General features: G+C 72.2%; 9 protein-coding genes and 1 riboswitch. Of the genes, 4 read left to right on the top strand and 5 right to left on the bottom strand.

Translation table 11 applies throughout. The annotated features are described in order from the left end of the window. Positions 1-346: 346 nt before the first annotated feature. Entirely contained in the window at positions 347-763 is a 417-nt protein-coding gene (locus ACQZOG_RS18200) for a cobalamin B12-binding domain-containing protein (RefSeq protein ID WP_033272389.1), read from the bottom strand. A gap of 392 nt (positions 764-1,155) precedes the next feature. Between ACQZOG_RS18200 and ACQZOG_RS18195 the strand changes: the two genes are divergently transcribed. Together ACQZOG_RS18195 and ACQZOG_RS18190 are read left to right on the top strand one after the other, a co-directional pair. Next, positions 1,156-2,025 carry an esterase/lipase family protein gene (locus tag ACQZOG_RS18195; RefSeq protein ID WP_033272390.1) on the top strand — a complete coding sequence of 290 codons (870 nt, stop codon included), beginning with the start codon at positions 1,156-1,158 and terminating at the stop codon, positions 2,023-2,025. Positions 2,026-2,204: 179 nt separating this feature from the next. Further along, a complete protein-coding gene (locus ACQZOG_RS18190; RefSeq protein ID WP_409350489.1) occupies positions 2,205-3,848 on the top strand; it encodes a peptidoglycan DD-metalloendopeptidase family protein in 1,644 nt (547 codons plus the stop codon). A 54-nt stretch (positions 3,849-3,902) separates the two neighbouring features. Here ACQZOG_RS18190 and pcrA read toward each other — a convergent pair whose 3' ends face one another. Next, a complete protein-coding gene (gene pcrA, locus ACQZOG_RS18185; protein ID WP_430741653.1) occupies positions 3,903-6,383 on the bottom strand; it encodes a DNA helicase PcrA in 2,481 nt (826 codons plus the stop codon). A 252-nt stretch (positions 6,384-6,635) separates the two neighbouring features. After that, a riboswitch (cyclic di-AMP (ydaO/yuaA leader) is annotated at positions 6,636-6,772 on the top strand. A 24-nt stretch (positions 6,773-6,796) separates the two neighbouring features. Here pcrA and ACQZOG_RS18180 point away from each other — a divergent pair. After that, entirely contained in the window at positions 6,797-7,963 is a 1,167-nt protein-coding gene (locus tag ACQZOG_RS18180; protein WP_430741652.1) for an NlpC/P60 family protein, read from the top strand. A gap of 104 nt (positions 7,964-8,067) precedes the next feature. Here ACQZOG_RS18180 and ACQZOG_RS18175 read toward each other — a convergent pair whose 3' ends face one another. Then, positions 8,068-8,421 (bottom strand): hypothetical protein, encoded by a 354-nt coding sequence (locus ACQZOG_RS18175; protein ID WP_033272394.1) that lies wholly within the window; start codon positions 8,419-8,421, stop codon positions 8,068-8,070. A gap of 363 nt (positions 8,422-8,784) precedes the next feature. Here ACQZOG_RS18175 and ACQZOG_RS18170 point away from each other — a divergent pair, with 363 nt between their 5' ends. After that, entirely contained in the window at positions 8,785-9,825 is a 1,041-nt protein-coding gene (locus ACQZOG_RS18170) for a C40 family peptidase (RefSeq protein ID WP_037641153.1), read from the top strand. Between the two features lie 37 nt (positions 9,826-9,862). Here ACQZOG_RS18170 and ACQZOG_RS18165 read toward each other — a convergent pair whose 3' ends face one another. Beyond that, positions 9,863-10,606 carry a LuxR C-terminal-related transcriptional regulator gene (locus ACQZOG_RS18165; protein WP_033272396.1) on the bottom strand — a complete coding sequence of 248 codons (744 nt, stop codon included), beginning with the start codon at positions 10,604-10,606 and terminating at the stop codon, positions 9,863-9,865. Further along, positions 10,603-11,895, bottom strand: coding sequence for an ATP-binding protein (locus ACQZOG_RS18160; RefSeq protein WP_033272397.1), 1,293 nt, complete (start codon positions 11,893-11,895; stop codon positions 10,603-10,605). Before ACQZOG_RS18160 ends, ACQZOG_RS18165 begins: the two co-directional genes overlap by 4 nt. Positions 11,896-12,115 lie beyond the last annotated feature (220 nt).

The raw sequence follows: 12,115 nt of genomic DNA, 5'->3' as shown, positions 1-12,115 counted from the left end.
CACCGAAGCCGTGCGGGGCGGACCCGCGCACGCCGACGGACACCCTCGGCGCCGGCGGCCGGAGACGGGCATCCCGCCGCCCGCCGTCGCAAGGGCGGCTGCCACGGCTCCCGTGTCGCGAGCACCGGAAGCACGGGCCCCGACGGCCCTCGCGACGTCGGCACACGCTGTCCTGGCCGCGCCGACATCGGACGCCGTCACCTCATCGGCACTCTGCGCGCCCGCCTCGGACGCCCCGGCACCCTCCTGGGAAACCCGGACGCCCGCGACTGCCACCACACCGGCGCCCACAACGGGCGCATCCGCCCCGGCGGCACGCCACCCGCTCCCCGCGGCGACCCCGCGCCTACGCCTCCGCGGGCTGGCGGACGTTCGCCCGCACCCAGTCCACGATGGACGCCGTGGTGGCGCCCGGCGTGAAGATCTCCGCGACGCCCTTCTCCTTCAGCGGGGGGATGTCCGCCTCCGGGATGATGCCGCCGCCGAAGACGAGGATGTCCTCCGCGTCCCGCTCCTTCAGCAGCTCGATGACCTTCGCGAACAGCGTGTTGTGCGCGCCCGAGAGGATGGACAGGCCGATCGCGTCGGCGTCCTCCTGGATCGCGGTGTCGACGATCTGCTCGGGGGTCTGGTGGAGCCCGGTGTAGATCACCTCCATACCGGCGTCGCGCAGGGCCCGCGCGATGACCTTGGCCCCGCGATCGTGGCCGTCGAGCCCCGGCTTGGCCACCACCACGCGGATCGGACCGGCTGCCACACCCATCACTGCCTCCATGAAGCGACTACATCCATCCGTATCGACCAGTACCGCACACATCGCACGGATTCCCCGGCCGGAACCGGCCGCAGAAGTGAACGAACGTTATCTCCAGCATCCCGCAACCGGCAGTTTCACGGTGCACAGGGAGGGGGAAATCACACGGTGGGACACGTCCGTCGCGCAGCGTTCCCGGGCCCGGCCCCGAGGCCGAGTGCTCGTGCGACACAGGGACAACAGTGGGAACATGCGCATAAGGGATGCGCCTCGAGGTCGACCCACCACCGCGCACCGTCCGCGCTTCACCGGCGCGCACCGTCGACCGCACTCGGAGCGCCATTCCACGAGGGCACACGGGGGACGAGGCTGTCCCCTCGCGTGCCGACAGGAGGTCGGCCATGAAGGTCACCCAGGCAGCTCTTCCGTTCCTGCCCCTCTGCCGGCGTCTGCTGCCGGCCCGGCTGGCGGATCTCTCCGTGGGCCTGCTGAAGGCCACCGCCCTGGAGCTGGCGATCCTGGCGGGCCATGTCCTCCTCTATCCCGCCGGCATCATCCAGGAGCGGCGCGGCCCCGACCGTTCGGCGCTGACCGCCCCGGAGGGGACGGCGCAGCTGCCGACGGAGGCCAAGCCGCCGGTCGTGCTGCTGCACGGCTTCATCGACAACCGCTCGGTCTTCGTCCTGCTGCGCCGCAGTCTGGCCCAGCACGGCCGGCAGCAGATCGAGTCGCTCAACTACTCCCCGCTGACGTGCGACATCCGCACGGCGGCCGAGCTGCTCGGCCGGCACGTCGAGCAGGTCTGCGAGCGCACGGGCAGCGAGCGGGTGGACGTGGTCGGGCACAGCCTCGGCGGGCTGATCGCGCGGTACTACGTGCAGCGGCTGGGCGGTGACCGGAGGGTGCGGACGCTGGTCACGCTCGGCACCCCGCACTCCGGCACGCGCGTGGCGCCGCTGGCCAACGCCCATCCGATCGTGCGGCAGATGCGTCCCGGCTCCCCGGTGCTGGAGGAGCTGGCCCGGCCCGCGCCCGGGTGCCGTACGCACTTCGTGGCGTTCTGGAGCGACCTCGACCACATCATGGATCCGCTGGAGAACGCGTGCGTCGAGCACCCGGACCTGAAGGCGGTCAACGTGCGGGTGAGCGGGGTGGGGCACCTGGCGCTGCCGGTGCACCCGGCGGTGGCGACGGGCATCCGGGAGGCGCTGGACACGGCGCATCCGGGTGAACCGTCCGGCGGACGGGCGAACGGTCTCACGGTGGCCTGAGGCGCTGGGGGCGCACGACACGCCCGCGCCTCTCCCTCCCACGGAGCGATCTTCCGCGTCCAGAAGCGAACAACAACGGTCAGCGACGGCCGACTTGTCGACGCCCATGCGTCCCAATTTCGAACACAAGTCGAACGTAGAGCCAAGACCGCGCCCACCGGCCACCGAAACCCGACCGAATGCCCGTTTCCTGCGGGCGCGAAACCTGTGGAAGATTGTCGCGCCCGCATACCGCCGGGTACAGTCGCCGCACTGCTCTGGCAGCCCCTGTTGTCGAGGCGAAAGAGAAGTTGGTGAACGACCGTCACCCGTCGGGGACCATGACCCCGGCTCCGGCCTCCGATGCCGCCTCGGCGCCCTACGCGTCGTACGGCAGCCAGGAGGTCCCGTACGGGGACGTCACCTCCTACGCCGGCTACGACGCCACCTACTACGGCACCGGTGAGCACACCGCCGGCACCTTCGCCGCCGACCCCCTCTTCGGGAGCATGCCGGGCGAGGACCCCGCGCAGGCCGCCTGGACCACGGGCCAGTGGACGGCCGGCGCGCAGGACACCGGGCACTACGACGCCTACGCCTTCCAGCAGGCCGCGTACGACACCGGCGGCCACGACGCGACCGCCTGGACCACCGGGCAGCAGCCGATGGCGGTGATCCCCCAGCAGGGCGGATCCCCGGAGACCGGCCAGTGGGACGCGAACGCGTGGCTCCAGCCCGACCAGGCCGAGCAGCCCGCGGACCCGACCCAGCAGTGGGACTGGGGCACGCAGACCTTCGACAGCGGCGTCTACGACGCCACCCAGTGGAACTCCGACGGCGGTGCGACGCCCGCACCGGACGCGCAGTACGGCGGAGAGCCGTACGAGCAGGAGAACCTCGCGGCGCACGAGGACTTCGCGCAGGAGTCCTACGACCAGGGCGCGCCCGACCAGCCGTACGCGGAGGACGACTACCGCGGCGAGCCCGGTCCGGACGAACCCGGGGCCGGTGAACCGGCCGACACCGGCGAACTCCCCGCCGTCTCCCTCCTCGACGAGCAGGAGGAGGTCGCCCCCGCACCGCGCGCCGCCTCACGCTCCGGGTCCCGCTCACGCCGCCGCACCCCGCCCAAGCGCTCCGCGCTGCTGACCGTGGCCGTGCCCTCGGCGTGCGTGATGGGGGTCGCCGGCATCGCCGCCGCCTCGGTGGGCGACCTGTCCGAGGAGGGCGGCCAGGAGGCGCGGACGACCGCCGCGGACGCCCAGCCCGTCCAGCCGTCCGCCGTCAACGTCAAGCTGGACACCCAGCTCGAGGGTGTCGCCGCCGGCGCCGACGACTTCGCCGACCGGGCCAGCCGCGCCCAGGGCCGCATCGACCTCAAGGCCCAGCAGGAGCTCGAGCGCAAGCGGGCGGCCGAGGAGGCGGCCCGCAAGGAGCGGCTCCGCCCGAAGTTCGCGCTCCCGGTGGCGCAGCACGGACTCAGCGCCTACTACGGCCAGTCCGGCATCAACTGGATGTCCCTCCACACCGGCATCGACTTCCCCGTCTCGTACGGCACGCCCGTGCTGGCGGCGACCGACGGCACGGTGCGCACGCAGTACAACTCCGCCTACGGCAACATGCTGATCGTGACGGCGAAGGACGGCACGGAGACCTGGTACTGCCACCTCTCCAGCTACCAGGTGCCCTCCGGCGCGACCGTCAAGGCCGGCGACCAGGTCGCGTTCTCCGGGAACTCCGGCAACTCGACCGGCCCGCACCTGCACTTCGAGGTCCGCCCCGGCGGCGGCTCGTCGATCGACCCGCTCGCCTGGTTCCGCAGCCACGGCATCGAACCGACGTAGGGCCTGCCGGGCCGGAGCGGACTCCGGCCCCGCGACGTGCCACCGCCCGGTCGGCTAGAGCTTCTCCACCGGCGCGTACCGCAGCAGCAGGCGCTTGGGCTTCTCGTCGCCGAAGTCGATCGTCGCCTCGGCGTTCGCCCCCGTGCCCTTCACCGCGACGACCGTGCCCAGACCGAACTGGTCGTGCGTGACCCGGTCCCCGACGGCCAGCGACACCACGGGCTTCTCCGAGGTGCGCCGGGTGGCGAAGCCGGAGGCGCCCGACGCGGACGAGCGGGAGCGGGAGGACGACAGCGACGCGGCCACCCCGGACACCGGGCCGTTGGCCACGGGGCCGCTCGCCCCGGTCCGCTTCCAGTCCAGGTGCGTGGCCGGGATCTCCTCCAGGAAACGCGACGGCGGGTTGTACGACGGCTGGCCCCAGGCGCTGCGCATCACCGACCGGGTGAGGTAGAGCCGCTCGCGGGCCCGCGTGATGCCGACGTAGGCCAGGCGGCGCTCCTCCTCCAGCTCCTTGGTCTGGCCGAGGGCGCGCATGTGCGGGAAGACGCCGTCCTCCATGCCGGTGAGGAAGACGACCGGGAACTCCAGGCCCTTGGCGGTGTGCAGGGTCATCAGCGTGATGACGCCGTCGCCGTCCTCCTCGTCGGGGATCTGGTCGGAGTCGGCGACCAGCGCGACCTGCTCGAGGAAGTCGGCCAGCGTGCCCGTCTCGCCCTCGCCGCGCTCCTGCTCGAACTCCAGGGCGACGGCCGCGAGTTCCTGGAGGTTCTCGATGCGGGTCTCGTCCTGCGGGTCGGTGGAGGCCTGCAACTCGGCGAGGTAGCCGGTGCGTTCGAGGATGGCCTCCAGCACCGTCGCCGGTCCGGCGCCCGACTCGACGACCGTGCGGAGGTCCTCCATCAGCGTGTTGAACCGCTTGACGGCGTTCGCCGACCGGGCGGCCATGCCGTACGCCTCGTCGACGCGGCGCAGCGCCTGCGGGAAGCTGATCTTCTCCCGCTGGGCGAGCGCGTCGATCATGGCCTCGGCGCGGTCGCCGATGCCGCGCTTGGGGACGTTGAGGATGCGGCGCAGCGGCACCGAGTCCTCCGGGTTGGCCAGCACCCGCAGGTAGGCCAGGACGTCCCGGACCTCCTTGCGCTCGTAGAAGCGCACGCCGCCGACGACCTTGTAGGGCAGGCCGACGCGGATGAAGATCTCCTCGAAGACACGGGACTGGGCGTTGGTGCGGTAGAAGACGGCGACGTCGCCGGCCTTGGCCTCGCCCGCGTCCGTGAGGCGGTCTATCTCGTCGGCGACGAACTGCGCCTCGTCGTGCTCGGTGTCCGCGACGTACCCCGTGATGCGGGCGCCCTCGCCCGCGTTGGTCCACAGGTTCTTCGGGCGGCGGGACTCGTTGCGCTCGATGACGGCGTTGGCGGCGGACAGGATCGTCTGCGTGGAGCGGTAGTTCTGCTCCAGCAGGATGGTCGTCGCGTCCGGGTAGTCCTCCTCGAACTGGAGGATGTTGCGGATGGTCGCGCCGCGGAAGGCGTAGATGGACTGGTCGGCGTCGCCCACCACGCACAGCTCGGCGGGCGGCACCTCGGCCTCCGGCGGGACGTCGACGGGGTGCTCGGAGGCGCCCCCGACCAGCTCGCGCACCAGGGCGTACTGGGCGTGGTTGGTGTCCTGGTACTCGTCGACCAGGACGTGCCGGAAGCGGCGGCGGTAGTGCTCGGCGACGTCGGGGAAGGCGCGGAGCAGGTTGACCGTCGTCATGATCAGGTCGTCGAAGTCCAGCGCGTTCGCCTCGCGCAGGCGGGACTGGTAGAGCGCGTAGGCCTGGGCGAGGGTCTTCTCGAAGCCGTCGGTGGCCTGGGCGGCGAAGTCCTCCTCGTCGATCAGCTCGTTCTTCAGGTTGCTGATCTTGGTGCTGAAGGACTTCGGCGGGAAGCGCTTGGGGTCGAGGTCCAGGTCACGGCAGACCAGGGCCATCAGACGCTTGGAGTCGGCGGCGTCGTAGATCGAGAAGGACGACGTGAAGCCGAGCTTCTTGGACTCGCGGCGCAGGATGCGGACGCACGCGCTGTGGAAGGTCATCACCCACATCGCGTTCGCCCGGGGGCCGACGAGCTGCTCGACGCGCTCCTTCATCTCGCCCGCGGCCTTGTTGGTGAAGGTGATCGCGAGGATCTGGCCCGGGTGGACGCCCCGCTCGGCGAGCAGGTGGGCGATGCGGTGGGTGAGCACACGGGTCTTGCCGGACCCGGCTCCGGCGACGATGAGCAGCGGGGAGCCGGAGTGCACGACCGCGGCGCGCTGGTTGTCGTTCAGCCCCTCGAGCAGCGCGGCGGAGTCGATCACCGGGCGCGGGGCGCCGTCCCGGTAGTAGGAGTCCCGCTCCGGGGGCACGTCGAACTTCCCGCCGAACAGGTCGTCCGGCAGGGGCTCCGGGGCGTGCTCGTCCTCGGGCGGCGGCGGGGGCTCGTCCGCCGGGCCGCGCTGGGCCTGGAGGTCCGCCAGGAAGCTGTCGTCAAAGAGGCTGCTCATCGCTCTCCGAGTCTAGGGCGCTCCACCGACAACCCGGGCCCGCCCCGGAAACATCCCCCGGCCCCTCCCCGGGGCGCCGCGGCGGGCACCCTCCACGGCCAGCGCCTCACCGTGCGTGACATCCACAAGAAGGTCACGAAAATGTATCGGGCATATCACCCATCAACCTTCACAAGGGCCACACCAGTTGGCTACCGTGCCGTCCGGGCCGCTCGTCCCCTGCCGGCGAACCTCGCCGGGCCGCGCGGCCCCCGCCGAGTCCGTCACTGTCCGCCAGGGCAGCCGGAGCCGGGGACCCACCGAGACTTGGGGTGAATCGGCCCACTCTTCGGAGAGGCCGTAGGGCAACCCTTCCACCCGCCCGAACCCGACAGCTAACCCGGTAGGCGGAGCACCGGAAGGAGTCGCCTCCCTTGGCGTCGCACCGCAAGTCGCGCACCCCCGGCACGCGCGTGGCAGGCATACGCACCCCGGCCCTCGCCACGGCCGCGCTCACCTCTGTGGCCCTGCTCTCCCAGACGGCCAACGCCTCCCCCGGAGGGGACCGGCCGAGCCTGGAGGAGGTGGAGAAGAAGGTCGGCGACCTCTACCGCCAGGCCGAGTCGGCGACCGAGAAGTACAACGCGGCCAAGGAGAAGACCACCAAGCAGCGCAAGCGCGTCGACACCCTCCTCGACGACGTGGCGAAGCGCACACAGAAGCTGAACGACGCGCGCTCGGAGCTGGGCTCCTACGCCGCCGCCCAGTACCGCACCGGCGCGGGCATGCCGGACACCGCGACGTTCCTGCTCGCGGAGACCCCGCAGGACATCTTCGACCAGCGTCAGGTGCTGGACCGGATGACCGGCCGCCAGAAGGCGGCGGTGGACGACTACGTCACCCAGCAGACCGAGACGATGAAGAAGCGGCAGGAGGCCACCGAGAGCCTCCGCACGCTCACCGAGACGCAGGGCGACCTGAAGACGGCCAAGGCCACCGTCCAGAAGAAGCTCGCCGACGCGCGCGAACTGCTGTCGAAGCTGACCGCGGAGGAGAAGGCGCGGCTCGCCGCGATCGAGAAGCGCAAGCAGGAGGAGGCCGCCCGCAAGGCCGCGGAGCTGGCCCGGCAGCAGGCGGAGCAGGAGCAGGCTCGCGAGGAGGCCGCGCAGCAGGGCGGCGGCACCTCGGAGGGCTCCGGGTCCACCGGCTCGGCCGAGACCCCGCCGGCCGACTCGTCGTACGGCACCAAGGCGGAGAAGGCCCTCGCCTTCGCCCGCGCGCAGATCGGCAAGCCGTACGTCTGGGGCGCGACCGGACCCGGCTCCTACGACTGCTCGGGGCTGACCCAGGCCGCCTGGAAGGCCGCCGGCGTCTCCCTCCCGCGCACCACGTACGACCAGGTGAACGCGGGCACCACCGTCCCGGTGTCCCAGGCGCAACCCGGTGACCTGGTCTTCTTCTACGACGACGTCACCCACGTGGGCATCTACATCGGCAACGGCATGATGATCCACGCCCCGAAGCCGGGCACGTACGTCCGCGAGGAGTCGATCTACTACGACGGCGACTCCGCGATCCACAGCATCGTCCGCCCGGCCTGACGGGCCTCTCGACGCGCGGAAACGAAACCGCCGACCGGGCCGGTGACGGCTCGGTCGGCGGTTTCCGTGTCCACGGCGGCGCCCGGTGTTCCGGGACGAGGGGCTCAGGTCCAGAGGACCGCGATGAAGATGTTGGCCACGGTCAGCAGGCCGACCAGGCCGAAGACGCCCTTGTCCACCTTCTCCTCGTCCCGCTTCACGTAGACCAGGCCGAGGATCACGATCAGCAGCGCCAGCTTCACGCCGATCTTGACGTGGTCGACGGAGTAATCCTGGGCCTCGTTGAGACCCACGAGGGCGACGCCGGTGACCAGCATCGTCAGCGCGCCGTGCAGCATCGCGGGGACGAAGCGGGCGGTGCCCGCGCCCATCGCCTTCATCTGGGTGAGGAAGCCGCCGAGCAGCGACGCGATGCCGATGATGTGCAGACCGACGAAGATGTGGAGGAGTACGTCCATGAGGCCGGAGCCTAGCCAGGGGTATCCCCTAGCATTCCGCCGCCCTCGTCTTTCCCGCCTTCACCACATCGGTCATCACCCTGAGTGAGAACGAAGCGCCCTGCACGGCTCAACGGTCACTTACGGTCATCCGATGCTCCGGGGACGACAGTTCCGCACAACCCGTATCCCGCGCCGCGCGGCCGGGCCTAGCGTCCTGCCCCAGGTGACCGGCTCCGCATCGCCGCTCGGTCAGGAGCGGCGGCCGGACACCACCGCCGAGGAAAGGCTCCGGCGGCGGACGGCTCCCCTGTCACCCCGCCGCCGGACCGCCGGACCGTCGTCCGGCCCCGGCGGGCGTCGACGGGAAGGACGGCTTCGAGGGTGGCAGCGCACCGCAGGTCACGGCAGCGCCCGGTGGGCGGCACCACGGCCCGTGCGGCCGTCACCCTCGTCCTGGCGGGAGCGGCCACGACGGCCGGTTCGGGCGGAGCGGCCCACGCGGCTCCTCGGCCGGCTCCGGCGGGCGCCGAGGTGGACCGCCTGTACCGCGAGGCCGAGGTCGCCACCGAGAAGTACAACGGTGCCGAGGAGAAGGCGGATTCGGCGCGGGAGCGGCTGCGCGACCTCCAGGACGAGACGGCCCGCGCCCAGGCGCGGCTGAACAAGGCCCGCGAGGCCCTGGGGACGGTCGCGGCGGCGCAGTACCGCGACGGGGGCCTCGACCCCGCCCTGCGTCTGATGCTGTCCGACGACCCCGACGCCTACCTCGACGGCGCTGCCCTCACCGAACGCGCCGGGAGCCGCCACCACGCCGAACTGGGCCGGGTGCGCGCCCAGCTCCGGGAGATCGAGAAGCTGCGGGGCGCGGCCCGCGTCGAGGTGAAGACGCTCACCACCCGCCGGGCCGAACTCGGGCGCCACAAGCGGACGATCACCGAGAAGCTGTCCGCCGCCCGCCAGGCGCTGGCCCGGATGTCACCCGAGGAACGCGCCCGGATCACCGGCGGCTCCGACCGCGCCGCCCGCTCGGCCGGCGGTACGGCCCGGGACGCCGCCCTGTCACAGGCGCCGAACGCGCGCGCCGCGCAGGCCGTCGCGTACGCGCACCGGAAGCTCGGCAGCCCGTACGTGTGGGGCGCGACCGGCCCGGACGCCTTCGACTGCTCGGGCCTCGTGCTGGCCGCCTACCGCTCCGCGGGCGTCTCCCTGCCGCGCACCACGTACGCGCAGATCGACGCGGGACGACGGGTCTCCCGCTCCGAACTGCTCCCCGGCGACCTGGTGTTCTTCTACTCCGGCATCAGCCACGTCGGCCTGTACATCGGCGACGGGCAGATGATCCACGCCCCGAACCCCTCGGCCCCGGTCCGCGTGGCCCCCGTCGACCAGATGCCGTTCGCGGGGGCGACGCGGGTGGTGTGACCGGGCCGGGCCTGTCCGGCCGGGTCGGTCCGCCGGCTCAGACCAGGCGGCGGGCCGTCGCCCAGCGGGTCAGCTCATGGCGGTTGGACAGCTGCAGCTTGCGCAGCACCGCGGAGACGTGCGACTCCACCGTCTTCACCGAGATGAACAGCTGCTTGGCGATCTCCTTGTACGCGTAGCCGCGGGCGATCAGCCGCAGCACCTCCCGCTCACGCTGGGTGAGACGGTCGAGGTCCTCGTCGACCGGCGGGGCGTCCGTGGACGCGAAGGCGTCCAGCACGAACCCGGCCAGCCGGGGCGAGAACACCGCGTCGCCCTCCTGCACCCGGAAGATCGAGTCGACCAGGTCGGTACCCGTGATCGTCTTGGTGACGTAGCCGCGCGCGCCGGACCGGATGACGCCGATGACGTCCTCCGCCGCGTCCGACACGGACAGCGCGAGGAACCGCACCGGCCGCTCCGGGTCACCCATCAACGACGTGCAGCGCCGCAGCACTTCCATGCCGCCGCCCCCGGGCAGGTGCACGTCGAGCAGCACCACCTCGGGCCGGGTCGCGGTGATGACCGTGACCGCCTGGTCGACGTCGGCGGCCTCGCCGACGACCTCGACGCCGGTCTGCTCGGTCTGCCCGATCTCCGCCTGGACCCCCGTGCGGAACATGCGGTGGTCGTCGACGAGGACCACGCGCACATGGCGCCGCCCGGTGCCGCCGGCCGGCTCCGCGGTCCCGTCCGCCGGTGCCGCTTCCGCCGCTGCGTTCGCCTCGGTCGGCTCGCTCATGACGTCTTCTCCGCCCTCTCCATCTCCAGCTCGACCTCGGTGCCCCCGTCCGGCACCGCGCGCAGCCGCGCCGTGCCGCCGTTGCGTTCCATGCGGCCGATGATCGATTCTCTGACGCCCATGCGGTCGGCGGGTATCGAGTCGAGGTCGAACCCGGGACCTCGGTCCCGGACGGACACGAACACCGTCCTCCCCTCGACCTCCGCGTAGACCTGGACCGCGCCTCCCTCGCCACCGTACTTGGCGGCGTTGACCATCGCTTCCCTCGCGGCCTGCATCTGCGCACCGATCTTCTCGTCCAGGGGGCAGTCGCCCACGACGACGACCTCCAGGGGGACGCCGTGCTTGTCCTCTACCTCGGCGGCGTTGCGCTTGACCGCCTCGGCGAGGGTGGTGGGCTCCTCGTCCTCGTCCTTGCCGTTCCCCTCCGGCTTGTAGAGCCAGGCGCGCAGGTCGCGCTCCTGGGCCCGCGCCAGGCGGCGCACCTCGCTGGGGCGGTCCGCGTTGCGCTGGATCAGGGTGAGGGTGTGCAGCACGGAGTCGTGGACGTGGGCGGCGACCTCGGCGCGCTCCTGCGCGCGGATGCGCATCAGGCGCTCCTCGGAGAGGTCCTGGGTCATACGGACGAGGTACGGCCCGGCGAGCAGGGTGACGCCGACGAGGACCGCGAGGGCGGCCTGCAGCACCGCGCCGAGGTGGCTGCCGGAGCCGCGCAGGACGAAGATGCCGGAGGCGCCCGCCGTCACCAGCAGCACGCCCGCCACCGCCCGCAGCAGCGTGACCGTCCGCCTGCGGCGGCCGACCTCCATCCAGCGGGCCCGGCGGGCGTTGTCCGCCTGCCGCCACACCAGGGCCACGCCCGCGCCGACCAGGACGGTCGGCCACAGGTAGGCCCGGGCGCCGTTGGTGAGGTTGACGCTGCCCACGAAGATCATGGCCACCACGACCATGAGCAGCAGGGCGACGATCTGTCCCTTGTCCGGTTTCCGCGTGACGAGTCTGCGGCGGCCGTCCGGGGTGGTCTCGGTGGTGACGGGCGAGGGCGGCTTCTGCGCGTCGACGCCGCCCACCCCGAGCGGCACGAAGAACCAGAACGCGGCGTACAGCAGGGCCCCGAGACCGTCGGCCATGAACAGGGCGACGAACGCGAGACGCACCCAGATCACGGGCAGGCCGAGATGCCCGGCGAGCCCCCGCGCCACTCCCCCGAGCCAGCGTCCGTCACTGCTGCGGTAGAGCTTGCGCGGCGGCCGCGGCTCGGCGAGGGGCGCTGCTGCGGCTTCCGACATGCCAACGATGGTCACACGCCGAGCAGTCCAGGGCATCAGGGTCCGCCCCGGAAACACCCCTGATCCCGACATCGGGGCCACCGACACCCGAGCCGCCGGGGCCCGTCTCCGAGCACCGGGGCGTGCGCCCCGGCCCCCGGGACCCTCGGGACGGGCCCGGACCGCAGGGCGCCTCCCCGGACCGTGAAGGCGTGCGGCCCCGGTGCACCGGAGCCCCGCC

Source organism: Streptomyces sp. P13-3-3 (assembly GCF_050571355.1).
Classification (GTDB): Bacteria; Actinomycetota; Actinomycetes; order Streptomycetales; family Streptomycetaceae; genus Streptomyces; species Streptomyces althioticus.
The sequence above is the reverse complement of the archived record's forward strand: the minus strand, read 5'-3'. Positions and strand labels throughout refer to the sequence as shown.